Source organism: Dokdonia sp. Asnod2-E02, from assembly GCF_045063915.1.
Taxonomy (GTDB): Bacteria; Bacteroidota; Bacteroidia; order Flavobacteriales; family Flavobacteriaceae; genus Dokdonia.
Window position 1 is genome coordinate 1,341,301 of record NZ_JBEFNX010000005.1, and the last position, 25,852, is coordinate 1,367,152.

The 25,852-nt window shown below is 38.0% G+C and carries 27 protein-coding genes, 2 tRNA genes and 1 pseudogene; 13 read left to right on the forward strand and 17 right to left on the reverse strand.

What is annotated here, in order from left to right; translation table 11 throughout:
* The first annotated feature begins 122 nt into the window (after positions 1-122).
* Positions 123-1,049 (forward strand): DUF3078 domain-containing protein, encoded by a 927-nt coding sequence (locus ACJJVM_RS06005; protein WP_299147722.1) that lies wholly within the window; start codon positions 123-125, stop codon positions 1,047-1,049.
* 147 nt (positions 1,050-1,196) lie between these two features.
* Here the strand turns inward: ACJJVM_RS06005 and ACJJVM_RS06010 are convergent.
* Positions 1,197-1,271: transfer RNA gene (locus ACJJVM_RS06010), tRNA-Pro, on the reverse strand.
* Between the two features lie 70 nt (positions 1,272-1,341).
* A complete protein-coding gene (locus tag ACJJVM_RS06015; protein ID WP_405211097.1) occupies positions 1,342-1,788 on the reverse strand; it encodes a hypothetical protein in 447 nt (148 codons plus the stop codon).
* Between the two features lie 139 nt (positions 1,789-1,927).
* Between ACJJVM_RS06015 and ACJJVM_RS06020 the strand changes: the two genes are divergently transcribed.
* Together ACJJVM_RS06020 and ACJJVM_RS06025 are read left to right on the forward strand one after the other, a co-directional pair.
* Positions 1,928-2,002: transfer RNA gene (locus ACJJVM_RS06020), tRNA-Pro, on the forward strand.
* A gap of 154 nt (positions 2,003-2,156) precedes the next feature.
* Complete coding sequence (locus tag ACJJVM_RS06025) at positions 2,157-3,050, forward strand: metallophosphoesterase family protein (RefSeq protein WP_299147725.1); 894 nt, start codon at positions 2,157-2,159, stop codon at positions 3,048-3,050.
* Positions 3,051-3,079: 29 nt separating this feature from the next.
* On the opposite strand, the gene ACJJVM_RS06030 is transcribed toward ACJJVM_RS06025, so the two are convergent.
* From ACJJVM_RS06030 to trmB, 7 genes are all read right to left on the reverse strand, one after another.
* The gene (locus ACJJVM_RS06030; protein ID WP_405211098.1) at positions 3,080-3,412 is read right to left on the reverse strand and encodes a ferredoxin; all 333 of its coding nucleotides are present in this window, start codon (positions 3,410-3,412) and stop codon (positions 3,080-3,082) included.
* A 27-nt stretch (positions 3,413-3,439) separates the two neighbouring features.
* Entirely contained in the window at positions 3,440-4,492 is a 1,053-nt protein-coding gene (locus ACJJVM_RS06035) for an NAD(P)/FAD-dependent oxidoreductase (RefSeq protein WP_299147731.1), read from the reverse strand.
* Between the two features lie 33 nt (positions 4,493-4,525).
* A complete protein-coding gene (locus ACJJVM_RS06040) occupies positions 4,526-4,768 on the reverse strand; it encodes a NifU family protein (RefSeq protein WP_298352880.1) in 243 nt (80 codons plus the stop codon).
* A 2-nt stretch (positions 4,769-4,770) separates the two neighbouring features.
* On the reverse strand, positions 4,771-5,907 hold the full coding sequence (locus ACJJVM_RS06045; RefSeq protein WP_405211099.1) for a P-loop NTPase: 1,137 nt from the start codon (positions 5,905-5,907) through the stop codon (positions 4,771-4,773).
* 181 nt (positions 5,908-6,088) lie between these two features.
* A complete protein-coding gene (locus tag ACJJVM_RS06050) occupies positions 6,089-6,427 on the reverse strand; it encodes an MGMT family protein (protein ID WP_405211100.1) in 339 nt (112 codons plus the stop codon).
* The gene (locus ACJJVM_RS06055; protein ID WP_298352873.1) at positions 6,424-7,053 is read right to left on the reverse strand and encodes a LysE family translocator; all 630 of its coding nucleotides are present in this window, start codon (positions 7,051-7,053) and stop codon (positions 6,424-6,426) included. The genes ACJJVM_RS06050 and ACJJVM_RS06055 overlap by 4 nt, the downstream gene beginning before the upstream one ends.
* Positions 7,054-7,062: 9 nt before the next feature.
* On the reverse strand, positions 7,063-7,737 hold the full coding sequence (trmB, locus tag ACJJVM_RS06060; RefSeq protein WP_298352870.1) for a tRNA (guanosine(46)-N7)-methyltransferase TrmB: 675 nt from the start codon (positions 7,735-7,737) through the stop codon (positions 7,063-7,065).
* A gap of 68 nt (positions 7,738-7,805) precedes the next feature.
* On the opposite strand from trmB, the pseudogene ACJJVM_RS06065 reads away from it, so the two are divergent.
* Positions 7,806-8,732: pseudogene (locus tag ACJJVM_RS06065) on the forward strand (glycosyltransferase family protein); the annotation flags it as partial.
* Positions 8,733-8,837: 105 nt separating this feature from the next.
* Here ACJJVM_RS06065 and ACJJVM_RS06070 read toward each other — a convergent pair.
* Together ACJJVM_RS06070 and ACJJVM_RS06075 are read right to left on the reverse strand one after the other, a co-directional pair.
* Positions 8,838-9,893: a cell wall metabolism sensor histidine kinase WalK gene (locus ACJJVM_RS06070; protein ID WP_298352868.1), complete on the reverse strand. Its 1,056-nt coding sequence runs from the start codon at positions 9,891-9,893 to the stop codon at positions 8,838-8,840.
* Positions 9,893-10,576: a response regulator transcription factor gene (locus tag ACJJVM_RS06075; protein ID WP_298352866.1), complete on the reverse strand. Its 684-nt coding sequence runs from the start codon at positions 10,574-10,576 to the stop codon at positions 9,893-9,895. Before ACJJVM_RS06075 ends, ACJJVM_RS06070 begins: the two co-directional genes overlap by 1 nt.
* Before the next feature lie 195 nt (positions 10,577-10,771).
* Between ACJJVM_RS06075 and ACJJVM_RS06080 the strand changes: the two genes are divergently transcribed.
* The 3 genes from ACJJVM_RS06080 to ACJJVM_RS06090 all read left to right on the forward strand — a co-directional run bounded on the left by ACJJVM_RS06080 (position 10,772) and on the right by ACJJVM_RS06090 (position 14,692).
* Complete coding sequence (locus tag ACJJVM_RS06080; protein ID WP_405211101.1) at positions 10,772-13,102, forward strand: DUF5689 domain-containing protein; 2,331 nt, start codon at positions 10,772-10,774, stop codon at positions 13,100-13,102.
* A gap of 83 nt (positions 13,103-13,185) precedes the next feature.
* Complete coding sequence (locus ACJJVM_RS06085) at positions 13,186-14,163, forward strand: acyl transferase (RefSeq protein WP_405211102.1); 978 nt, start codon at positions 13,186-13,188, stop codon at positions 14,161-14,163.
* A gap of 79 nt (positions 14,164-14,242) precedes the next feature.
* The gene (locus tag ACJJVM_RS06090) at positions 14,243-14,692 is read left to right on the forward strand and encodes a YHS domain-containing (seleno)protein (RefSeq protein ID WP_298352857.1); all 450 of its coding nucleotides are present in this window, start codon (positions 14,243-14,245) and stop codon (positions 14,690-14,692) included.
* A 97-nt stretch (positions 14,693-14,789) separates the two neighbouring features.
* On the opposite strand, the gene tyrS is transcribed toward ACJJVM_RS06090, so the two are convergent.
* Positions 14,790-16,085, reverse strand: a complete 1,296-nt coding sequence (gene tyrS, locus ACJJVM_RS06095) for a tyrosine--tRNA ligase (protein WP_298352854.1) — start codon at positions 16,083-16,085, stop codon at positions 14,790-14,792.
* Positions 16,086-16,208: 123 nt separating this feature from the next.
* On the opposite strand from tyrS, the gene ACJJVM_RS06100 reads away from it, so the two are divergent.
* Complete coding sequence (locus ACJJVM_RS06100; RefSeq protein WP_405211103.1) at positions 16,209-17,198, forward strand: NAD-dependent epimerase/dehydratase family protein; 990 nt, start codon at positions 16,209-16,211, stop codon at positions 17,196-17,198.
* Here the strand turns inward: ACJJVM_RS06100 and ACJJVM_RS06105 are convergent.
* From ACJJVM_RS06105 to ACJJVM_RS06115, 3 genes are read right to left on the reverse strand one after another with little or no spacing between them, the layout of a single operon-like run.
* Positions 17,195-17,692: a DUF4296 domain-containing protein gene (locus tag ACJJVM_RS06105; RefSeq protein WP_405211104.1), complete on the reverse strand. Its 498-nt coding sequence runs from the start codon at positions 17,690-17,692 to the stop codon at positions 17,195-17,197. The two genes, ACJJVM_RS06100 and ACJJVM_RS06105, sit on opposite strands and share 4 nt — an antisense overlap.
* A complete protein-coding gene (locus ACJJVM_RS06110; RefSeq protein ID WP_405211105.1) occupies positions 17,692-19,032 on the reverse strand; it encodes a dihydroorotase in 1,341 nt (446 codons plus the stop codon). Before ACJJVM_RS06110 ends, ACJJVM_RS06105 begins: the two co-directional genes overlap by 1 nt.
* Before the next feature lie 2 nt (positions 19,033-19,034).
* A complete protein-coding gene (locus ACJJVM_RS06115; RefSeq protein ID WP_299147751.1) occupies positions 19,035-19,757 on the reverse strand; it encodes a polyprenol monophosphomannose synthase in 723 nt (240 codons plus the stop codon).
* Between the two features lie 109 nt (positions 19,758-19,866).
* On the opposite strand from ACJJVM_RS06115, the gene ACJJVM_RS06120 reads away from it, so the two are divergent.
* Positions 19,867-20,523 carry a DUF4271 domain-containing protein gene (locus tag ACJJVM_RS06120; RefSeq protein WP_405211106.1) on the forward strand — a complete coding sequence of 219 codons (657 nt, stop codon included), beginning with the start codon at positions 19,867-19,869 and terminating at the stop codon, positions 20,521-20,523.
* 29 nt (positions 20,524-20,552) lie between these two features.
* On the forward strand, positions 20,553-21,299 hold the full coding sequence (locus tag ACJJVM_RS06125) for a uroporphyrinogen-III synthase (protein WP_405211107.1): 747 nt from the start codon (positions 20,553-20,555) through the stop codon (positions 21,297-21,299).
* A gap of 79 nt (positions 21,300-21,378) precedes the next feature.
* Here the strand turns inward: ACJJVM_RS06125 and ACJJVM_RS06130 are convergent, their stop codons facing one another.
* Positions 21,379-22,152, reverse strand: coding sequence for a DUF3050 domain-containing protein (locus ACJJVM_RS06130; protein ID WP_405211108.1), 774 nt, complete (start codon positions 22,150-22,152; stop codon positions 21,379-21,381).
* Between the two features lie 228 nt (positions 22,153-22,380).
* On the opposite strand from ACJJVM_RS06130, the gene aspS reads away from it, so the two are divergent.
* The 3 genes from aspS to ACJJVM_RS06145 all read left to right on the forward strand — a co-directional run bounded on the left by aspS (position 22,381) and on the right by ACJJVM_RS06145 (position 24,827).
* Positions 22,381-24,129: an aspartate--tRNA ligase gene (gene aspS / locus ACJJVM_RS06135; RefSeq protein WP_298352832.1), complete on the forward strand. Its 1,749-nt coding sequence runs from the start codon at positions 22,381-22,383 to the stop codon at positions 24,127-24,129.
* 144 nt (positions 24,130-24,273) lie between these two features.
* Positions 24,274-24,540 (forward strand): hypothetical protein, encoded by a 267-nt coding sequence (locus tag ACJJVM_RS06140; RefSeq protein WP_035326970.1) that lies wholly within the window; start codon positions 24,274-24,276, stop codon positions 24,538-24,540.
* Positions 24,541-24,632: 92 nt separating this feature from the next.
* On the forward strand, positions 24,633-24,827 hold the full coding sequence (locus ACJJVM_RS06145; protein WP_035326968.1) for a cold-shock protein: 195 nt from the start codon (positions 24,633-24,635) through the stop codon (positions 24,825-24,827).
* Between the two features lie 84 nt (positions 24,828-24,911).
* On the opposite strand, the gene ACJJVM_RS06150 is transcribed toward ACJJVM_RS06145, so the two are convergent.
* Positions 24,912-25,817 carry a geranylgeranylglycerol-phosphate geranylgeranyltransferase gene (locus ACJJVM_RS06150; protein WP_298352824.1) on the reverse strand — a complete coding sequence of 302 codons (906 nt, stop codon included), beginning with the start codon at positions 25,815-25,817 and terminating at the stop codon, positions 24,912-24,914.
* Between the last annotated feature and the right edge of the window lie 35 nt (positions 25,818-25,852).

The following is a 25,852-nucleotide window of genomic DNA, read 5'->3' on the forward strand; positions in this document are numbered from 1 at the left end:
TCTAGCACGATAAAACTCACATTTAATCGATTAAAGGAATAGTATCTGTAAAAATTTCTAAAAATCTCTCTGGTTTTTTAATAGTTATATATTTGTAATACAAAACTTAACTATTAATTATTATGAAAAGACTTATTGTATTAGGAGCTGCTATGTTCCTCGCAATCAGCTTACAAGCACAAACAGAAGAAGAGCTTAAAGCACAACAATCACCTAAAAAAGCAGAAATTGCAAAACTACAAGGAGAAGTTGACGCTCTACAAGCTAAAATAGATGCACTTCCAGGATGGAAGTACGGTGCTTTTGGAACTATAGGAGGAAATATCTCTAAATTTAACGATTGGTTTTCTCAAGGAACGCCTAACGTATCTTCAGGTAACATCACTGTTACAGGTAACGCATTTGCAAATAAACTAGAAGATAAATACTTCTGGAGAAATAGCCTTAATGTAAACTTAGGATGGGTAAAGTTTGATGACCAAGATGACGCAACAGATGATGATAGCTTTAGAGAAGCAACAGATGTTTTTAACGTATCATCACTTTACGGTTATAAACTAACTGAAACACTTGCTGCATCTGCTTTAGGAGAGTACAGAACAACTATTTTAAACAACTTTAATGATCCTGGATACCTTGACCTAGGTATAGGTGCTACTTGGACTCCTATAGAAAATCTTGTAGTGGTGGTACACCCACTTAACTACAACTTTGTATTTTCTGATAATGACGCAGTATTTGAATCTTCTTTAGGTGCAAAAATCGTTGCAGATTACACACGTCAGATTGGACAAATTGCTTTTAAGTCTAACTTATCTGCCTTTGCAAGCTACAAATCTTCAGACCTTTCTAACTGGACTTGGACAAATGGATTTGCTTACACACTATGGAAAAAGATAGGTGTAGGATTTGATTTCGGTCTTAGAGGTAACAAGCAAGAAGCACTTAACTTTGCTCAAACTACCCTAGGAGATACTACACTTGGTTTTGATGATATAGATAATCAAGTACAGAGCTACTGGGTTTTAGGACTTAGCTACTCTTTCTAAGCATACAGAAAATGTTGTTTTAAACAACAACTATAATAACTCAAAAGCGAGTCCTAATGGACTCGCTTTTTTTTATGTCTTTACTCCAAGGTATAATTTACACAACATCTTAAAATAAAAAAACCAGCCTAAAAAGGCTGGTTTTTGTCGGGGTAGCAAGATTCGAACTTGCGACCTCCTCGTCCCAAACGAGGCGCGATAACCGGGCTACGCTATACCCCGAGCGTTTATCGGGGTGCAAATATACTAAACTCTAATAGATAACCACAAACTTTATCACATATAATTACAGTTATTCTAATCTTTTATAACTCTCACCTTCTGTAGGGTTGCCCTCATCATCCATCTGTCGTTGCTGGTAGCTATTTGCACCTAGCAATAATTCAAATCTAAATACTTGAGTTGTATCTACGATTTTCATCATAGGTCCAGAAGCATACTCAAGCCGTTCTTCTAATATGCCATCTTTTACCTCGTAAGTCCCATACCCAAACCATTCATTTGCATCACTAGGGTCATTACGGGTCCACATCACACGACCTTTACTATACATCTTGACCTGCCTGTACCCGTTTTGGTTAGGTAGCGTCTCAGAGATCATACCATTCTCATACATCTGCTGGTTCTCAAGTTCCCAAACTCCTTCCAGAGTTAAGTCACTTTTATCATTTATCAATCCATCACTCGTTAAGAGTGTAGCACCCATCACATACAAACATACTAATACAAACGTCTTCATAATTACGGGGTTTAAGTTATACAATTGATTTACATTACTTTAAGATACGATTTTTTTCTAAGCTTTTACTTTCAAGCTATTTTGAAGTAGAAGTCATTTAAAAAGATAAATAGCTTTATTATATTTATCGCAACATAAACGGGTAGTAGCTTAGTCCGGTTAAAGTGCTGGTCTGGGGGACCAGAGATCGGAGGTTCGAATCCTCTCTACCCGACAATTTATTCTAGTGTTTTAAAGCATATTTTAATTTCCAGACACTTGACCAAAGACATCAAAAATGTAGTGTAGGCTCAAGTGGTTTTTTACGCTTTCGCGAAAGCGGTCTCATTCACCCCCACTATCTCAGTCTTTTTTATGATATTTAAACTGTGAAAACAAAACAACGTCTAGACAGAGCTTACAAGCAAGCGAGAAGAATTTCATTCTCTAATGAAGATAAGCTTGTATTCTTTTCTGACTGTCATCGTGGTGACAAAAGCTTTGCAGATGATTTTGCCCGTAATGAAAACATTTATTACCACGCACTAAAGCATTACTACAATGAGGGATTTACTTATTGTGAGCTAGGTGATGGAGATGAGCTGTGGGAGAACACCTCTTTTGAAAGTATTTTAAGGGCTCATAAAAATGTATATCGCCTGCTACAAAAGTTCCATTTTGAAAATAGGCTTCATTTAATATGGGGAAATCACGATATGGTATACAGGGATAAAAATTACGTAAAAAAGCATCTAAGCACGTATTTTGACCCAAAAGATGGCCGAGAAGAAGTACTCTTTAAAGATCTAGAGTATCACGAGGCCATTGTATTAAAACATCAAGACACCCATCAAGAATTGTTTTTATGTCACGGTCATCAAGCAGACTGGATGAACTATCACGGCTGGCGCTTTAATAGATTTCTAGTACGTGTACTCTGGAAACCCCTACAAATCTTTGGTATCTCTGACCCTACTAGTCCAGCAAAAAATTATAAGGAACTTATAAAAGTAGAGCGTCGTATTAAAAAATGGATTACAGATAATAGCAATCTTCTTACAATAGTAGGACATACACACAGGCCGCGTTTTCCTGAGCCTGGAGACATTGCTTTCTTTAATGATGGGAGTTGTGTCCACCCAAGGAGTATAACCGGCTTAGAAGTCGACAATGGAGCTATCTCGCTTATAAAATGGCATATTGCCACCTCAGAGAGTGGCACACTACAAGTAGTGAGGGAGTTACTAGAAGGCCCCACTGCACTAACAGCCTATCAAGTATAGCTTGTAAAGAAAATGTAATTATTCTAGATTTATGACTCTGGCGCAAGTCGCACTTGCAACCCTTCCATCTCTTCTGAGATATGTAGCTGGCAGCCCAGTCTACTATTATCTTCTACATAAAAAGCCTCGGCAAGCATTGCATCTTCATCATCACTCATTTCTGGGAGCTCGTGATCACTCTCTACATAACACTGGCAAGAAGCACACATAGCCATACCACCGCAAACACCTATAGTACCTTCTGGAGCTAGCTCGTAAGAGCGCACAACCTCCATAAGGTTCATATTCATATCTGTAGGAGCATCTATAGCGTGAGACACTCCGTCACGGTCTATTATAGTTATCTTAATATCTGCTGGCATAGCTTTTATTTACCTCTTACTTTGAGCTTACTCAATTGCTTTTACAACCGCTTTTGGCGCTTCTTTTTTAGTTCCATCAAAACCTGTTACGCCACCTACAGTGGTGTACTTCATTACATAACGTTTATCTGGAAATATGCGCTGGTATGCACTCTGACACATAAGCGTAGCTTCGTGAAAACCACAAAGTATAAGTTTAAGCTTACCTGGGTATGTGTTTACATCACCTATGGCATAAATACCTGGTATGTTAGTTTGGTAATCGAGCGTATTATCTACCTTGATGGCGTTTTTTTCTATCTCAAGGCCCCAGTCTGCAATAGGTCCCAGTTTAGGCGCCAGCCCAAATAGTGGTATAAAGTGATCACAATCCTTAGTAAAAACCTCTGCTCCTTGTTTTATAGACACACCACTTACTGCACCCTCACCTATCACTTCAACAACCTCTGCCGGTGTGATAAGTTTTATTTTACCTTGGTTTTTGAGGTCTTGTACTTTTTCTACGCTATCTAGCGCACCTCTAAACTCGTTGCGACGGTGTACAAGTGTCACTTCACTCGCCACATCTGCAAGGAAGATACTCCAGTCAAGAGCACTATCACCTCCACCAGCAATAACCACATTCTTATCACGGTATAACTCTGGATCACGTATGATGTACTCTACTCCTTTGTCCTCGTAGCTAGCTATATTTGAAATAGGTGGTTTACGAGGCTCAAAACTTCCTAAACCTCCTGCAATTGCAACTACAGGTGCGTGGTGTTTTGTTCCTTTATTAGTCGTTACTATAAAGCTACCGTCTTCTTGTTTATCTATAGTTTGCGCACGCTCTCCAAGTGTAAATCCAGGTTGGAAAGGCTCGATTTGCTTCATCAAGTTGTCTACAAGATCACCAGCAAGTACTTCTGGAAATGCAGGGATGTCATAGATAGGTTTTTTAGGATATATCTCTGCACACTGACCTCCCGGTTGCGGTAAAGCATCTATGAGGTGGCACTTTAACTTTAATAATCCTGCTTCAAAAACGGTAAAAAGACCAGTAGGTCCTGCTCCTATTATAAGAATATCTGTTTTAATCATTTGCTTATCTATTTACGCTTTCGCGAAAGCGTACTACGCAACAACGTTTATCACTTGCTCAATTTGCGGAGCGTGTTTTTTTATGGTCATCTCAACACCGCTCTTTAAGGTCATTTGATTTACAGAGCAACCTACGCAAGCGCCTTGCAACTGTACTCGCACTATCTTATCATCATCTATACCTAGAAGTGTTATATCGCCTCCATCACTCTGTAAAAAAGGACGAATCTCCTCAAGGGCATCCTCTACTTTTTGTGTTAACTCTGCTGCGCTCATAATTAATTCTTTACGGCAGAACATCCTGCCATTGTGGTAATCTTAATTGCTTCGGTAGCCGGTAGGTCTGTGTTACGACGCACAGTCTCCTCAACAACATTTTTTGTCAAGTTATCAAAAGCTTCCATAGTAGGCGTGTTAGCCTGTAATGCTGCTGGACGTCCTACATCTCCTGCCTCACGTATACTTTGTACTAATGGAATCTCACCTAGTAAACGTACACCTAAATCTTCGGCGAGGTTTTTTGCTCCTTCTTTACCAAAGATGTAATATTTATTATCTGGCAACTCATCTGGTGTGAAGTAAGCCATATTTTCTACAATTCCTAAAACAGGAACATTTATACTCTCTTGCTTAAACATTGCCACACCCTTCTTTGCATCTGCAAGTGCTACATTTTGTGGTGTACTTACTACTACAGCTCCTGTAATAGGTAGTGATTGCATAATGCTTAAGTGTATATCACCCGTACCTGGAGGTAAGTCTAAAAGCAAGAAATCTAGCTCTCCCCAGGCTGCGTCAAAAATCATCTGGTTAAGCGCCTTTGCTGCCATAGGTCCTCTCCATATAACTGCTTGATCTGGCTTTGTAAAAAATCCTATCGAGAGTACTTTTACCCCGTAGCTTTCTATAGGTTTCATTTTAGACTTTCCGTCTACATTTACAGAGAGTGGTCTCTCATTTGCCACGTCAAACATAATAGGCACAGATGGCCCATAAATATCTGCATCAAGAATACCTACTTTAAAGCCCATTTTTGCAAGCGTCACTGCAATGTTAGACGTTACAGTAGATTTACCCACACCTCCTTTACCAGAGGCTACAGCTACGATGTTTTTAATACCAGGTATCGCTTTCCCTTTAATTTCTACTTTATCTTCCTTTGCGGGAGCAGTAACTTTTACATTAACCTTTACTTGTGCTTTTTCAAAAACCTTATCGTGTATGGTTTTCATAATATCAACTTCTGCTTTTTTACGAGCTTGTAGTGTTGGGTTGTTTATAGTGATATCTACAATTACCTCATCTCCAAATGTAAGAACGTTTGTAACTGCGCCACTATCTACCATATTTTCTCCAGCACCTGGAGCAGTAATAGTTTTTAAAGCCTCGAGAATATCTTTCTTTTGTAATTTCATCTTTTATTAAGCAATTCAAAACCAGCCTTTAATTAGACTAATTCTAAATGCAAAGATACAACTGCATAGGGGTAATTTCCAATACTTGGATTTTCAAAATATTTGATTATTTAAAATAGAAACTGGCATACTAATCTACTCACATTGTTTACTGTAAAAACTAGTACTAACAATCTGTAATTTATAGCTCAATTACAGGATCCCAAAAGTGCTTTTTAAAATGAACCACCTTATCATCCTTAATCTCTACACCTTCATTTTCAAGTAATTGCTGCATTAAGTTAGTTTGCGGGAAATGATGTTTACCAGTAAGGAGTCCTACTCTATTTACAACTCTATGTGCTGGCACTTCTGGATGATTACTAGCACCATTCATTGCCCAACCTACCATACGACTACTACGCGCAGCACCAAGATACTTTGCAATAGCACCATAACTCGTTACTCTACCGTAAGGTATTAACGCAGCTACGGCATACACCTTTTGAAAAAAGTTTTCTGTCTCTGGAGCGTAATTCATTCGAAGTAGATGGTGCGTACGAGTGTAATTAACATCAGTATAACCATAAGTCCAGCCATAAAGTAGTTTGAAAAGCGAGCAAAGGAGCTCTCTCTATTTTGGATACGAGCAAAGAAAAGAACGTAAAGATATAACGCACTAAAAGTGCCTACAGCGGCAGCAACTACAAACAGTACAATTGCCACTACATCATACTCTACCTTACCGCTTACATTAAGCGCAGCACCCAGCGCACAGAAGTAAGGGATAGGCAATACATTAAGTGCAGAGATAGCCATCCCTTTACCTAGACTTTTTAAACCTCTATTTTTTGATATTTTTACCTTAGGGACTTTGCTTTGCTTTGCTTTTACAAAGAAAAAGATGGCCATTATTAAGAAAATCACAAGACCTGTGCGCAGTAGCATACTCTGCACATATGGATTTCCAAAAATATAGCGCGCAAGTAATACGGCTATAAGTGCCTGAAAAACCACAACAAAAGAAGCTCCAAGAGCAACTAGCAGCCCATTATTGCGACCACGCTCAACACACGTTTTTGCAACAGACATATTTATTAGCCCAGGTGGTATCACTCCGGCTAGCGCTGCAAAATAGGTTATTAAAAAAAGTTTGGTTGTCTCCAAGGGTGCCCGTTACTTGACTCTAAATTTAATATAAGTAATTGGTTTTCCTTGTTCTAGATATTGTTTTTCATAAAAAGTTTGAATCCCCACAACCTCTTCTGGCGAGTATTCGTTTTTGTACACATTATGATTTGCTTCTAAAATCTCGTGACCTTCACCGTGTAGTAATCCCAGTGTGTAACCGTGCATAAACTCTGAGTCTGTCTTGAGATTCACACAACCATCCTCCTTCAAAACATTCTTATATTTTTGGAGGAACTCTGTATTGGTCATACGGTGCTTAGTGCGCTTGTACTTGATTTGAGGGTCTGGAAAGGTGATCCATATCTCATCTATTTCCGCTTTCGCGAAAGCGTACTCAATAAGCTCTATTTGCGTGCGCATAAAACCTACATTGTCAAGATTGTCTTCTAAAGCGGTTTTTGCTCCACGCCAAAATCGTGCACCCTTGATGTCTATACCTATAAAATTCTTGTCTGGATACTTCTCTGCAAGTCCTACAGAATACTCACCTTTACCACAGCCCAGCTCTACTACAATAGGGTTATCATTTTTGAAAAAATCTGAATTCCACTTACCCTTAAGAGGAAAAGTTCCATCTACCAGTTCTTCTCTAGACGGCTGTACTACGTTTGAGAATGTCTCATTCTCACGGAATCTCTTAAGCTTATTTTTACTTCCCACAGGTATATTTAATGTTTTGGTAAAATTAAGGAAACTTTTACTACGTCTAAGAGATAGATATTTGCAATGTGAAAAGAAATAAGCACATACTAGTTGCTCCTCTTAACTGGGGATTGGGTCACGCGACGCGTTGTATCCCTATTATTAATGCGCTTTTATCTCAAAATCACAAGGTTACCATAGCCAGTGATGGTGATGCGCTTAAATTACTTAAAAAGGAGTTTCCAAAACTTTCTTTTATCTCGCTGCCATCTTATAAGATTGAGTATGCAGAAAAGGGAAAAAACTTTAAACGCAAGCTCATATCTAATTTGCCATCAATACGTAAAAGTATACGTAGCGAACACAAAGAGCTAGAAAAACTCATCCCGGCATTAAATATAGATGGAGTTATCTCTGATAACCGCCTAGGTTTGTATACAAAACAAGTGCCTTGTGTGATCATAAGTCACCAGTTACAGGTGCTAAGTGGTAGCACTACAAAAATCTCTACAGCTATACATAAAAAGTATCTAGAGCGCTTTAATGAGTGCTGGGTTCCAGATCTTAAAGGTGATTTTAATTTAAGCGGAGTTTTAGGCCACCCAGACAAAAGCTTATCAATACCAACACGATACATAGGCCCCTTAAGCAGAATGAAGGCAAGACCAGAAGAGTTAAAGTACACAGCAACAGCTGTGCTTTCTGGACCAGAGCCACAGCGCTCTATGCTAGAAGATATTATTACAAAAAACTTCAAAAAGCTCAATGGACAGTTTTTAATTGTACGAGGTAAACCTGAAGATGAAAAAACCATCACCCATACTAAGCCTAACATTAAAGTAATTAATTTCCTTACTACTAAGGAGCTTGAAAAGGTGATTAATCAAAGTGGGTATATCATAGCAAGATCTGGCTATACGACCATTATGGATCTAGCTGTGATGAAGAAAAAGGCATTCTTTATCCCTACACCAGGACAGTCTGAGCAGGAGTATCTTGCGGCTTTGTTAAAAGAAAATAAAATTGCACCTTTTGCAGTTCAAGATGAGTTTAAAACTAAGGATTTATCCAAAATGTCTGTTTACCCAGGTTTTGAAAAGGGTATAGTGGCTAGTGATTTACTCGATAATTTCGGCCTTTTCGAGCGTAAACGAGAATTCAGACCCCACGCCAAACTCGCTTTCAACGTAAACTTTCTCCTCGTGCGCCTCAATGATATGTTTAACAATAGAGAGCCCCAGACCTGATCCTCCTACCTTACGGTTGCGAGACTTATCTACTCTATAAAATCGCTCAAATAAGCGTGGTAGATGATCTGGCTCAATTCCTTCCCCGTTATCTGTCACTCGTATAAGTAATTTGTTTTGAATCAAATCTTGTATACTCACCTCTGTGGTACCGTTTTCCTTACCGTATTTTATAGAGTTTCCTATTAAGTTTGTGAGTAATTGCTGTATACGTTCCCTGTCTGCATTAACCATTACCTTCTTTGCATAAGAATCGTCAAAGGCAAGTGTTATATTACGTTTTGCAGCTTCCATTTCTAGCATCTCAAAAGTTGCGTAAATTAACTTTACAAGATTGAAATATTCATAATTAATATTAAGATCTCCCACTTCTAGCTTAGTAATCATATCAAGATCATTTACTAAGTAAATCAAGCGATCTACACCTTTTTCTGCACGAGATAGGTATTTTTTTCTAACAGATTTATCTTTTATAGCGCCGTCTAGTAACGTAAGTATATATCCTTGTACGGTAAACAAAGGTGTTTTTAGCTCGTGAGCCACATTGCCTAAAAAGTTACGACGATACTCTTCTTGTACTCTTAAAGATTCTATTTCTATTTTTTTACTCTTAGCATAACGCTCTACTTCTTCAGAAAGTGAGGCCATATCTGTAGTAATATTATCTGCAGTGAGGCTTACATCTTCTAAGAGCTTTACGTTATCATAAATCTCTCTTACTTTTTTAAATATAAACAGTTGCGTTCTAAAATGAATAAGTAAAAATGACAATACATAGCAAACTAGAATCCCCACAAAGACCAGCCACCACACAGGCTCGCTGTCTTGTATAAATTCAAGAGCTAAAATAAGTAGTGCAAAAAGCACCGTAATATAAGCCGCCGTTATAAGTGCAAACGAGTACGGCTGTTTTACATCTGAGGCCATTAGATCACAAATTTATAACCTACACCTTTTACAGTTTTAAATGATTCGTCACCTATTTTCTCCCTAAGCTTACGTATATGTACATCTATCGTACGTCCACCTACTACAACTTCAAGTCCCCATACCTTATCAAGTATATCTTCTCTGGTAAATACTTTTCCAGGTTTTGAAGTAAGTAGTGATAGTAGTTCAAATTCTTTTCGGGGTAACGAGAGTTCTTCCTTACCCTTAAAAACTTTATACTCTTCTCGGTTAATAATGAGTTTACCCACCTTAGTTATTTGAGAAGGAGCTTCCTCATTTTTAAATCTACGTAGTAACGCTTTTACTTTACTAAGTAGTACTTTAGGCTTAATAGGTTTTGTTATATAATCATCTGCACCTGCGTCAAAACCTGCTACTTGAGAGTAATCTTCTCCTCTTGCAGTAAAGAAGGTAATGATGGTTTGTTCAAGATCTTTATTAGAACGTATTACTTCACAAGCCTCTATACCATCCATTTCTGGCATCATCACATCTAGTATTATGAGATGCGGCTGGTGTTTTTTTGCAAGCTTTACAGCCTCTAGACCATTAGTCCCAGTAATTACCTGATATCCTTCATTTGACAAATTATACCCAACGATTTCTAAGATGTCTGGCTCATCGTCTACTAGTAAAATTTTAAGGTCCTTTTTTTTCATTGTAATTACGGTTAAGTCGTTTTGTAAATATACGTTTTTTGATGTTTTTTGTTGCCACTGCAACTAGCTTGCAAATTAAATTGTAATTCTTTGAACCATATTAAGCTTGCGTTAAATCTTACGCTTTCGCGAAAGCAAAATTAACGACTACCTCCTATTTTAATTAAATTTATAGCCTAATCAAATCACTACAGTATGAAACAAATTACTCTTTTAATTACCTTATTTCTAGCATCGTGCACTGTTTTTGCACAAGACCTAGTGATTACAGGTATCTTTGATGGAAACCTTACAGGAGGTACTCCAAAAGCAATAGAAATTTATGCACTTAATGATATTGCAGACTTAAGCACATACGGTTTTAGCAACTCAAGTAACGGAAATGGCATTTCTGAAGTGGAGTTTGCTTTTTCTGGGTCTGCTACCGCTGGAGATTACTTTTACATCTCTACAAATGAAGATGATTTTATGACCTTTTTTGGGTTTACTCCAGACTTTACCTCAAATAGTGCAAATAACAATGGAGATGATTCTATAGCTCTTTATGATAACGTGGCAGATGACGGTTCTGGAACACTACAAGGAACACAAATAGATGTTTATGGAGATCTAGATACAGATGGTACAGGTGAAGCTTGGGAATATCAAGACGGCTGGGCTTATCGTGTAAGCGGTACTGGACCTGACGGCACTACATTTATGGTAGGTAGCTTTACGTATAGTGGGACTAATGCAAATGATGATGACACCACTCAAGCAGACGCTACAAATCCTTGGCCAATAGGTACGTACTCTACTACTCCACCAGCTTGCTCATTAGTACTTGGTACCGCTACAGCAACTTGTGATACTGAGACTACAGGTACAGACGGCACAACCGTTATGATACCTTATACTGGAGGTGGAGACGCTACTTATACTGTAGCTATTACAAGCGGTGGAGGCGTTGTAGGAGGAGATGACCCTACAACTACAGCAAACGGAACAATCACACTTACAGACGTTTCTGAAAACACAACAATAACACTTGAAGTAACAAGTACAGACTGTATGCTCTCTATAGATGTTACAACACCAGCTTGTGAGCCAGCTACAGAAGTTGCAGATATTGCAGCACTTAGAGCAGGAACAATAGGTGAAGAATACACCCTTACCGGAGAAGCTGTACTTACATTCCAACAAGATTTTAGAAATCAAAAATTTATTGAAGATGCCACAGGTGCTATTCTTATAGATGACAGTGCAGGAACTATAGCTACTATGTATAATCTTGGAGATGGTATTACAGGTATTACAGGAGTTCTAGGTGACTTTAACGGAATGACACAGTTTATACCAAACGCAGACGCTGGCGCAGCAACTTCTACAGGAAACACTATTACACCACAAGAGGTAACTGTAACAGAACTAGCTGCAAACCCTAATGATTATGAGTCTGAGTATGTAAGAATAACAGGTCTTACTATAGACAACTCTGCAAATGCATCTTGGGTAAATGGTCAAGAGTACCCAATGACTAATACAGACGGATCTTATGTGTTTAGAACTACATTTTTTGATGTAGACTATATAGGTGAAGTAGTGCCTACAGAAGAAGCAAATGTATCTGGTATTATTAATGAACGTAATAACGGAGAGTACTTCATCACGGCTCGTGATGCTGCAGATATTGAAGCAGATGCTGTAGAGGCAACAGAAGTTGCAACACTAGCAGATCTAAGAGCAGGTACAGAAGGAACTCTCTACACACTTACTGGAGAAGCACTACTTACTTTCCAACAAGATTTTAGAAATCAAAAATTTATTGAAGATGATACAGCTGCCATCTTAATAGATGACAGCGCAGGAACTATAACTACGGTATATAACGTAGGTGATGGTATAGTAGGTCTTACAGGTACGTTAAGCTCTTTTCAAGGAATGCTACAATTTGTTCCTAGTGAGGATCCTGGAGATGCATTTTCTACCGGAAACACAATTACTGCACAAATGGTAACAGTGACAGAACTAGCTGCAAATCCTAATGATTATGAGGCAGAGTATGTAACTCTTACAGAAGCTACAATAGACACTGCAACAAATACAGACTGGGTAACTGGTACAGAATACGGACTTACTACTCCAGAAGGTGCATACACTTTTAGAACAACATTCTTTGATGCAGATTATATAGGTACCGCAGTACCTACAGAGGCTCAAAACATATCTGGTATCATCACAGAACGCAATGATGGAGATTACTTTATCACCGCTCGTGATGTAACAGATTTTGAAGAGTTTTTAAGCTTAGGAGAAACTACAGCCATAGCGATAGCAATGTTTCCTAACCCCACAAGTGATCAAATCACGATAAGTACTGGAATTAGCACAGCAATGAACGTGTCTATTTTTGAGATTACAGGTAAGAAAGTAATTGAGACAACTACTGCAAACCCTATAGACGTAAGTGCACTTGCCTCTGGAGTATATGTAGTACAAGTAGCAGATGCTACAAGCTCAACTACAGCAAAGCTTGTAATTAAATAAAGAATACATTTATACAACCTTTATAAAGCGCTCTCCTTATGGAGGGCGTTTTTTCTTTTATATCTTTGCTCAAATTCTAATAAATGCCTCAGCAAACCTTTTTAAATATCACAAATAATGAGCAATTTGAGAAGGAGGCGCTCGCTACATTCAGGTATCAGTTTGAGCATAATAGCGTGTATAGATCTTTTTGTGATTTACTCTACAAACACCCCAGTGAGGTAACATCAAGTAGAGACATTCCGTTTTTACCTATACAGTTTTTTAAGTCTCGCTCTATCATTTCTGGTAATACAGAGCCGGCTATCACCTTTAGCAGTAGCGGCACTACTGGCAGCATCACCAGCAAACATCACGTGACAGATCTGAGCCTGTATGAAGATAGTTTTAGAACCGCTTTCGCGAAAGCGTACGGAAACCCATCAGACTTCGTAATACTAGCCTTACTACCGTCCTATTTAGAACGATCTGGATCATCGCTTATTTATATGGTAGATGATTTAATTAAAAGTAGCAATCATCCAGACAGTGGCTTTTACCTTAACAATCTTGACGAGCTGGCAAACAAATTAGTAACACTGGACACCTCAGAAAAGAAAGTCCTTCTTATAGGTGTTTCATTTGCACTTTTAGACCTTGTAGAAAAGCATACTTTTAACCTCAACAACACCATTATTATGGAAACGGGCGGTATGAAAGGAAGACGTAAAGAAATTATTCGCCCAGAACTTCATAAAATACTGAGCACAGGTTTTGGGGTAGAAAAAATACATAGCGAGTATGGTATGACAGAGCTACTAAGTCAAGGATATTCTTCTGGCGATGGGGTTTTTACCACTCCGCCGTGGATGAAAGTCTACACACGCGATACAGAAGATGCACTCACCCTACTCACAGACTCAAAAAGCGGCGGACTTAACATAATAGATCTCGCAAATAAAAATTCGTGTTCATTTATAGCAACTCAAGATCTAGGTAAAGTTTACGAGGATGGCAGTTTTAGCGTGATAGGCAGGTTTGATAATTCAGACATACGCGGGTGCAATCTTATGGCGCTTTAAGAACAACACTTTGAAGTTGTAATTATCTCAAAACTCTTGCGACTTAAATTGCGTAGGTATAGACACATAAATACTTCTTATGAGAACAATTACATTTTTTATTATAGCATTAATGAGCCTCACAGCCAGCGCTCAAGAGACAGATTACAATCTTAAAAAAGGCTATGCTGCCGAAGGTTATGACGTAACCGAGTATTTTAACAATAAAGCTACAGAGGGCGATAAAAAGTTTACAACTACCTATGATGGGGCTAAGTTTAAGTTTGCTAGTCAAGCTAACCTAGATCGTTTTAAAGCAGCTCCAGAAGACTTTATCCCACAGTATGGTGGCTATTGTGCCTATGCGATAGCAGATAAAGGTAAAAAAGTAAGTGTAGATCCAGAAACCTTTGAGATAAGAGATGGCAAGTTATACCTGTTTTACAACTCTTGGGGAGTTAACACCCTTGATAAGTGGAATGAAGAGGGTGCAGAAAGTCTAAAGAAAAAAGCAGATATAGAGTGGCAATCTGTAAGGACTAAGAATTAAATACGACTTAATGATAGATTGGTTAGTTAGTTAGAAAACCCCAGATGCTCTTTCAAGAACACTGGGGTTTTCATTTGTATGACTAGTCTATTAGGCACTATACAGCACGTATTAAGAAGTAGTTTTTCTTACCTCTTTGTAGTAGTATAAATGTATCATTTATAAGATCTGAAGATTGTATAGTACGATCTTCTCCTACCTTCTCCTTATTGAGAGATATAGAGTTTTCTTTAAGCGCACGTCTAGCTTCTCCATTAGATTTTAAGAAACCTGTTTTTTCGGCTAGAGCAGCAATCATATCAAGACCGGCTTCAATCTCTGTTTTTGCAATCTCTGCTTGAGGTACTCCTTCAAAAACATCTAGAAACGTAGCTTCGTCTAGGGATTTTAAATCCTCACTCGTACTTTTTCCAAAAAGCATATTTGAAGCTGCAATCGCTTTTTTAAGAGCCTCTTCATCGTGTACCGTAGTTGTCACCTCTTCTGCAAGTTTCTTTTGTAAAGCTCGCTGGTGTGGTGCTTCTTTGTGAGTCTCAATAAGAGCCTCTATCTCCTCACGATCTAAGAAGGTAAATATCTTAATGTACTTCGCCGCATCTTCATCACTCGTATTAAGCCAGTACTGGTAAAATTTATAAGGTGATGTTCTATTTGCATCTAGCCACACATTACCACCCTCAGACTTACCAAATTTGCTTCCGTCAGACTTAGTAATAAGTGGGCACGTAAGCGCGTAGCCCTTTCCTCCAGCTATACGACGTATAAGCTCTGTACCTGTAGTGATATTACCCCACTGGTCACTACCACCCATCTGTAACGTACAGTCATTATTTTTATATAGGTGTAAGAAGTCATACCCCTGTACCATCTGGTAAGTAAACTCTGTAAATGACATACCGTCTGCACTCTCACCTGTAAGGCGATTTTTTACAGAATCTTTTGCCATCATATAGTTTACTGTAATATGCTTCCCTACATCACGTATAAAGTCTAGAAAAGAAAACTCCTTCATCCAGTCATAGTTATTTACCATAAGAGCTTGGTTCTCTGCCCCAGATGTAAAGTCTAAAAACTGTGATAACTGTTTGCGCACACATTCTTGATTGTGTCTTAGAGTCTCCTCATCGAGAAGATTACGCTCAGAAGATTTTCCAGATGGGTCTCCTATCATACCCGTAGCACCACCTACAAGCGCAACAGGTCTATGCCCAGCTCTCTGAAAATGTGCTAGTAGCATAATAGGAACAAGGTTACCTATGTGCAAAGAATCTGCAGTAGGGTCAAAACCTACATAAGCAGAGCGCATAGCCTCCATTAAGTGTTCTTCTGTTTGTGGCATTGCATCGTGTACCATACCACGCCACTTTAATTCTTCTACAAAATTCTTGATCATCTTATCGTTTTAACTGCAAAAGCAAATATAAAAATAAGCCACCACCTGTGATCATCCTTTTTCTGGAAAAAGACAATATAACAGAGGTACTCACATTACCCTCGTGTCGTGTATCTTTACATTATGATTTTAATCACCGGAAGCACAGGTCTGGTAGGTAGACACCTACTCCTCTCACTTATAGAAAGTGGCAAACGCGTGCGTGCATTATATCGTAGCGAGCATAAAAAGGAAGAGGTGCTTGCGTATTACGCTTTCGCGAAAGCGGAAACACACACACACCTTATAGAATGGACCCTGGGAGATATTACAGACATACCTGCCCTAAGTGCTGCCTTTACAGGTGTAACTCACGTTTATCACTGTGCAGCTTTGATCTCTTTTGATCCTTATCGATTTAACGAACTCACAAAGGTAAATGTAGAAGGAACAGCAAATGTTGTAAACCTAAGTTTAAGTACTGGTGTAAAAAAACTCGTTCATTTAAGCTCTATTGCTACACTAGCCAGCACACCAAACAATCCCATTACAGAAGAAAACTACTGGGACCCAGATGCTCAGAATTCTGTGTATGCACTCACAAAAAATGGTGCCGAAATGGAAGTCTGGCGCGGCAGTGAAGAAGGACTTGTGGCTGTGATTTTCAATCCAGGAGTTATTATAGGAGAAGGAGATTATACTACTGGTAGCGGGAAACTCTTTTCTTATGTGCTTAAAAAAAAGTCGTACTTCCCTACTGGGTCTACCGGTGTGATAGATGTTAAAGATCTTGTACCTCTTATGATAAGCGCAATGAATAGCTCCATACAACAAGAGCGTTATATTGCAATAGGGCACACAGTTTCGTACAAGTTACTTTTTTCTAAAATCGCAACTGCCCTAAAACTAAAGCCACCTAGCAAACCATTATCTACTGTCATTCTCAAAGTTCTAAATGCACTAGATATGGTAAAAGGTGTTTTTGTAAAAAGAAGACAAATTACAAGCATAGGATATAAATCTCTACAGACAGAAAGCACTTATAGTAACGACAAGCTATGTAGCACGTTTCACTATACTCCTACAGCACTAACAGCAACTCTAGATCGTGTAGCAAAGCATCTTAATCATTAATTATCCTTACGATATTTTCTCGCAAAAGAATCTGTAACCGTGCGAGTAGGTATATTAGGGTTGTTTCCTATTGTGCCCTTTTCTTGCTTTTCTTTCTGGATTTCCTTTGCTCTAGCTGTTCTTAGGGAATCTTTAAGCTTACGCTCTGTAGTCTCTATGGAGTCATCTACAGCAAGTTGAGCTTTTATTCTATTAAGAACCTTTGTATTCATTGCTTTGTAGGCATCAATATCTGTAGTATAATATGCTATGTTTTGAGCATAGGTGGCACTATCTATATTAAATTTATCATATACATAGGTATCTGGCTTGAGACCTATAAGCTTAAGCTTTGCAATATTATATCCTTGAGCTGCATTAATTAAGATAGATTCATAAAGTATCTCTTCCATCACGGGTTGCTCTATAAAGCTTTCTGGCTTTTGAACTTCTGGAATTTCTTGGCAACTAGTGACAACTAAAATAATGGATATGATTATATAAAATTTCCTCATTACCTATCAAACGTAAGGCGCTCTCCAAAAAGTTCATCATACACCTTAAAGTTTTTATAAGCGAGACGACCATTTACAAAAGTATGTGTGATACGTGATTTAAAAGTAGTACCCTCAAAAGGAGACCAGCCACATTTATATAGAATGTTATCTTTATTAACAGTCCACGGAGCATTAAGATCTACTAGCACAAGATCTGCCTTATAGCCCTTTCTAATGTAACCGCGCTTTTCTACTTGAAAAAGTATCGCTGGGTTATGACACATCTTTTCTACTATTTTTTCTAATGATATTTTACCTTGATGATAAAACTCTAGCATAGCAGGTAAGGCGTGTTGTACTAGAGGACCTCCACTAGGTGCCTTTGTGTAAACGTTATCTTTTTCTTCAATGGTATGAGGTGCGTGATCTGTAGCTATGACATCTATCTTATCATCTAGCAATGCTTGAAAAAGCATATCACGATCTTGAGCCGTTTTTACAGCTGGGTTCCATTTTATTCTAGAGCCCTTCTCATCATAATCTGCATCAGAAAACCATAGGTGATGTATACAAACCTCTGCTGTAATTTTCTTTTCGGCCAGTGGGATGCTGTTGTCAAACAGCTCTGTTTCCTTACCCGTAGATAAGTGAAAAACGTGAAGTCTAGCTCCAGTTTTCTTTGCAAGAGCTATCGCTCTAGAAGATGATATATAACAAGCCTCCTCACTTCTTATAATAGGGTGAAGATTCATAGGTATATCATCACCATAGCGCTCTTTATATATTGCTAGATTCTCTCTAATAGTCTCTTCGTCTTCACAGTGGGTTGAGATAACCATATCTGTAGACTTAAATATCTTTTCGAGTACCGCCTCATCATCAACCAGCATATTACCAGTAGAGCTTCCCAAAAACAACTTAAGACCTGCAACACTTTTCTTATCAACCTTTAAAATCTCATCAAGGTTATCATTTGTACCACCAAACATAAAAGAATAGTTTGCAGCAGATGTCTTACTTGCAATCTCAAACTTTTCTTCCAGTTTCTCAACAGTAGTAGTTTGTGGGTTTGTATTAGGCATTTCTATAAAAGAAGTAATCCCTCCAGCAACAGCAGCTCGAGACTCTGTAGCTATGTTTGCTTTATGGGTTAAGCCAGGCTCTCTAAAGTGCACTTGATCATCTATAGCGCCAGGCAATAAGTATTGCCCTTCGGCATCAAAAATATGGACATCTCCAGATTTTGCACTTATACTCTCTGCAATTTCTTCTATTACTCCATTGTGAATAAGAACATCCCCTCTTAAGATAGTACCCTCATTAACAATATGTGCATCTTTAATTAATATTTTTTCCATACTTATTTTTTAAACAAATGCTGCAAGCGCATCTTAATAACACCAAAAATAGCTTCTGAAATGATACCAGAACTCATTTTACTTTCTCCTTTTGTTCTGTCTGTAAATATGACAGGTATTTCAACTATATCAAACTTCTTCAAGTAAGCCTTGTACTTCATCTCTATTTGAAAAGCATAGCCTACAAATTTAATAGTGTCTAAATTTATAGCCCTTAGTACCTTATTATTATAGCATATAAACCCTGCTGTAGTATCATAAATGTCCATACGCGTTATGAATCGTACGTATCTAGATGCCCCCCAGCTAAGAAGAACACGACCCATAGGCCAGTTTACTACATTAACACCAGTTACATACCTTGAACCTATAGCAACATCTGCACCATCTTTTGCGCAAGCGTTATATAGACGTATAAGATCATTAGGGTTATGAGAAAAATCTGCATCCATCTCAAAAATATATTCATACTCTTGATGTAATGCCCATTTAAACCCAGCAATATATGCAGTACCTAGCCCCTTCTTTTCTTCTCTATTAAGAAGAAATAACTTTTCTCTATAAAAACCTTGAAGCTCCTGTACCTTTTGTGCAGTACCGTCTGGTGAGTTATCATCTACTACAAGAATATGAAAAGCCCTTTGCAGTGCAAATATATTGCGCAAAAGTCTTTCTATATTGTCAATCTCGTTGTAGGTGGGTATAATAACTACAGCGTTTGCCATATAATCTTGTTTAAAGCAAATGTACTTATTTTAGAGAGTTCATTACGCCTGTAAGCACCCTTTTGAAAGAATTTGTAGTATTTTTAACGGTCTATAAAGACTGTATATTTTGGAAACCATACTTCGCGAAATTACCTACCAAAACTGGATAACCATCTTACTGGTTACCTGTCTGGTTTTTCTTGCTGTTTCCAAATTTTTATATGCCCAACGTTTTGAAGACTTTATAACCATTACGGGAGCAGATCGTTTTATTGTATCCAGATCACGAGGAGTGTATATATTCCATCCACTACAATTAGTTCTTGCCACCATACAATGCATAGGCATATCTTTATTGCTCTATGTCGCCTTTTGCGTTTCTACCGAGAGGTTAATACGTGATAATTATGATGTTTTTCTCATCATACTCGCTGGCTACTCGACCTTCGAAATTGCGAAATTCTTAACAGAACGCCTCTCAACTTACGCTTTTGACATCCATAAAAAAATGCAACCCTTCATTTACAAGCGTCTTAATGTTAAAAATATGTTAGGGTTATTTGCACTTGTAAGTAGTGCTTTTATCATCTACCAGCTAGAACCACCTCATATACTTATCTATAGCGCCCTAATCTTGATAATTACAATTTATACTGTATCACAGTTTTTACTCCTTAGGCAATACAGGAAGGAAATTTTTAAAAATCCTTTTTATTTTATTTTGTACTTTTGCACTCTCGAAATTGGGCCCTACTTCATTTTGTATGAATTAATTACAAAATAATAAGGGGCTTATTAAAAAAATGAGTCAATATGAAAGTGAAAACTATACTTGTTTCGCAGCCTAAGCCTAAGGTTGATAACTCACCATATTTTGAGCTCGAAGAAAGGCAGCGCGTAAAAATAGATTTCATACCCTTTATACACGTTGAGGGCGTTTCTGGAAAAGAAGTAAGATTACAAAAAGTAGATCTTAAAGATTATACGGCTATAATATTAACTAGTCGTAACGCTGTAGACCACTTTTTTAGAATCGCAGAAGAAATGCGTTTTAAAGTACCAGATACTTTAAAATATTTTTGCCAGAGTGAGGCTGTGGCATACTACCTGCAAAAATATGTAGTATACCGTAAACGCAAGATTTATGTAGGTAAACGTACCTTCCCAGAACTTATACCACTCATAAAAAAGCATAAGAACGAAACTTTTTTACTTCCTTCTTCAGACAAGTTTAAGCCTAATGTGCCAGAATTACTTGACGAGTTAGGAGTAAAATGGATGCAATCTACTTTTTACAAAACGGTAGTAAGCGACTTATCACAATATGAAAATGTTTTTTATGACATTTTAGTATTCTTTAGTCCAAGTGGGATTGACTCTTTATTTAAGAACTTCCCTAACTTTGAGCAAAAGAATACGCGTATAGCCGTTTTTGGAAACACGACAGTAAAAGCAGCCGAAGAAGCAGGGCTTGAGATTAATATTATGGCACCTACTCCAGAGACTCCATCTATGACGATGGCTCTAGAGAAGTATATAAAATCTGTAAACAAGAAGTAAACACTTCTACTTACTATATAAAAAAGCCTGCATCTAGCAGGCTTTTTTATATACGTCTCATTTATACTTTCCCATCTCACTATGAAACCAGTGATGGCTCCCCAATCTCTTCTAAAATACCATCCCACAAAACAAGTCGCACCTCTAGCGCACGTTTTGAAACCGTAATCACCTCTTGCCACTTTGTTTGATCATCACCACAAAGCTGTCTCACCATCTCAAGAGCCATAGGCCCGTGCTCATCTTCATCTAGCTCTATGTGTCTGTCAAAATAGTATTTAAAATCTGTAAGGTCATTTTCTGGAAAGTGCGTTTCTATTTCACCTATGATAGCTGTAAACATAGATGGTATTAAATCCTCTCGCCCAAAGGTAAAAGCTGCAGCAATCTCGTGTAGATTACCACCCATTATAACCTCAAAGGTAAATTGTAAAAATTGCTGTACACTTTCTGGCAAGTGACCTGTAATATCTGCCAGTGTCTCCCCACTATAATCTGCATTAACAACTGCTGTGATTGCTGTAGTATCTGCACCCGCCTTTCTCATTGCATCTAGATACATCTCATAATGGCTCACCTTTTTCCCTTGTGCATTAATATCTGTCTCCTCTGCAAGCACAATCTCGTTTATAAGGTATCTGGTTTCTGGATTTCCCACCGGTTTCCAAGGTAAGGTTGTACAGGTTAACCCACGTTGCAGTGCCTTAAGTAGTGACATAAAATCCCACACCGCATAGACGTGATGCTCCATAAAAACAACAAGATCCTCTGGAGTATGTATGCGTTTATAAAGTGGGTGGTTGAGTAATTGTTCCTGAAGTGATTCTATTTCCTTTTCGACAGTTGTAATCATAGCGTGATTTATTTTACAAAAATAAATACGCAGCAATTATAAATAGGGTTTTTGACTCTAAAGAAAATGTGAAAATTCTTCAGTAAATCTTCTTTGAGGGTTCTTATTACGCTTTCGCGAAAGCGTACTCATCACCCCACCACTTTATGAAATAACATTTATGGCTACTTATCCTTAAAATGACCTGTTATATTTCTATTTTTGCACATCTCAAACTGAGCAAGAATTATGTACAGAACGCACAATAACGGAAGCCTACGCGCCGCCGATGTAAATAAAGAAGTAACCCTAGCAGGATGGGTACAAAAATCTAGAGATAAAGGTTTTATAATCTGGGTAGATCTAAGAGATCGTTATGGGATGACACAACTTGTTTTTGACCAAGAACGTACAGATGCTGCTCTTATGGAAGAAGCACGTAAACTGGGACGCGAGTTTGTAATACAAGTTACTGGCACCGTAGTTGAGCGTGATTCAAAAAACCCTAATATCGCTACTGGAGATATAGAGTTATTAGTATCAAAACTAGAGATACTTAACGCTTCTCTCACTCCTCCTTTTACTATAGAAGATGAGACAGATGGTGGAGAAGACCTCCGTATGAAGTATCGTTACCTAGACATACGCCGCAAGCCGGTACGTGAGAGTCTTATCTTTAGACACCGTGTGGCTCTTGAGGTCCGTAAATACTTATCTGAGCAAGATTTTATTGAAGTTGAGACTCCTTACCTTATAAAATCTACACCAGAGGGAGCGCGTGATTTTGTAGTGCCTTCTCGTATGAATGAAGGACAATTTTATGCATTACCACAATCACCACAGACCTTTAAGCAATTGCTTATGGTGGGTGGTATGGATAAATACTTCCAGATTGTAAAATGTTTTAGAGATGAAGATTTACGTGCAGACAGGCAACCAGAGTTCACACAGATAGACTGTGAGATGGCCTTTGTAGAGCAAGAAGATATTTTAAACATCTTTGAAGGGCTTACTCGTCACTTACTTAAGGAAGTAAATGGGGTAGAGATTGAGAAGTTCCCACGTATGCTATATGATGATGCAATGCGTCTGTATGGTAATGATAAGCCAGACATTCGTTTTGGGATGAAATTTGGCGAGCTTAATGAGGTGGCACAACATAAAGACTTTGGTGTTTTTAATAATGCAGAGCTTGTAGTAGGTATAGCTGTACCAGGAGGCAACTCTTACACTCGTAAAGAGATTGACAAAATTATAGAGTGGGTAAAACGCCCGCAAGTAGGAGCATTAGGAATGGTGTACTCTCGTTGTAATGACGATGGAAGCTTTAAATCTTCTGTAGATAAATTTTATGATCAAGAAGATCTTGCAAAGTGGGCAGAAGTAACAGGAGCTCAAAAAGGTGATCTAGTTTGTATACTCTCTGGTGAGACTAATAAAGTACGTGCACAGATGAGTGCACTACGTATGGAGCTTGCAGAGCGCTTAGGACTACGCAAGCCAGATGAGTTTGCACCGCTGTGGGTCATAGACTTCCCGCTACTTGAGCTAGATGAAGAGACAGGACATTACCACGCAATGCACCACCCATTTACATCTCCAAAACCTGGTCAAATAGAATTACTTGACACAAAACCTGGTGAAGTAAAAGCAAATGCCTACGACCTTGTACTTAACGGTAACGAGATAGGTGGAGGTTCTATACGTATACACGATAAAGAAACACAGGCTATAATGCTACGTCACCTAGGCTTTTCTGAAGAGGAGGCTAAAGCACAGTTTGGCTTCCTAATGGACGCTTTTGAGTATGGAGCACCTCCACACGGTGGTCTTGCTTTTGGACTAGACAGACTTGTAGCTATACTAGGTGGTCAAGAGACTATACGTGACTTTATTGCTTTCCCAAAAAACAATAGCGGTCGTGATGTAATGATAGACGCTCCTGCTCCACTTGACAATGAGCAACTGCAAGAATTGAATTTGAAGCTTAACAACTAAGCCTATATAATTTTGGAAACCGAAGAATCACAAAGCAATAGCAAAGTCTTTAAGACTGTTCTTAAAACGATAGCTATCACTATGGTAAGTATATTAATACTAGCTATTATTGCTTTCTTTATAACCATTACATTTTTTGACTAGATGGATAAAGTGAGGCGTATTTTTATCATCGTATTATTCTTTATTCTTGCGGGTATGCTTGCTTATGGGTTTTACTGCAAAGCAAACATAGATGAAGCTCTAGGTCATAAGTTTATAGGACTATCTATCGCTGGAGGATTCTTTATCTTGATGCCTACATTTATCTACCATAGATGGAAGGATCGCAAAGTTGCCGACTATATGCTTACAGATGACGCCTTTAAGAGAATGAAAGAATTTAACAACTCCAAGGATAAAAAGCACTGAATTTAAAGAGTTTACATTAATATAATCTTGGCACGAGTATTGGTTAACAAATAAAAGTGTAAGTTTGCACTTTATTAATTACATATTTTATAATGGAAGGAACAGTAAAATTTTTCAATGAGTCAAAAGGTTATGGTTTTATAACTAATGACGAGACTGGTAAAGACATCTTTGTACACGTTACAGGTCTTAACGGGGAAACTATCAACGAAGGAGACAAAGTTGAGTACGTAGAAGAAGAAGGAAGAAAAGGATTGACTGCTGCACAAGTAAGTGTACTGTCATAATTAAGATAGATACTTTTTTACGATTACAAAAAAGCTCGCCTATGGCGGGCTTTTTTATTGGCTTTACCTTTACAATAGGTAGTTCTAAAAAATTCGATTAAGGACAACGCTAGCATCCAGTAGTATGATGCAGAATACACCAGCGACTATAATAAACTTCAAAATATTATGGAGTAGCACATAATGAGGTCTTGCTTTAGACTGCCATAAAATAGCAAGAAAAAGGAGCAACAACACCACACTACCATAAAAATAATAGCTCATATAACCCAGCTTAAAATGGTTTATAAGGAAGAATACAGGTATAACAGTTAGACCAGCTAGCAACGACAGTAGCCATTTTGAAGTAGTAGCCCCATACATTACAGGTATTGTACGATATCTCTGTGCAAAATCTCCCTTAAGATTCTCTAAGTCTTTTACCATCTCTCGCATAGCTATCACTAAAAACAAAAAGGACCCGTGTACAAATATCACTGGAGCCAGATTTCCATAATAGATAAACACAGCAAAGAAGGGTGTTATAGCAAGTGTTGCCGCCACGAGATTTCCTAAAAAAGGAATCTTTTTAAGCTTATGTGAGTAAATCCAAATACCAAAAATATAAAGCGCATAAAAAACAACAGCCTTAAAAGAGACATAACTAGCTGCTATAACTGCAAGAAAATTAAGGGTGAAGTAAATAGACAGCTTTGTGTTTTGACTCACTAAGCGGTCTAGCATTGTTTTTTTAGGCCTGTTTATGAGGTCTTTTTCTGAGTCGTAAAAGCTGTTTATTATATATCCAGAGGCTATAGTAAAAACACCTGCAAGCACTAAAAAGAAAAGGTTAGGGTCAAATAATATCTCACTAAGCCTCTTATCTGGCGCAAGTATAAATATAGATGTAAGGTACTGAGCAAGTACAATAATAAGAATATTGTAACCTCTCACTACAGAGAATAGACTTACTAACTTAAGGATAAAACGTTTGTTTTTTCGCGAAAGCATAAGCTATCTCGTTTAATAAAAAATGTATGAAAATT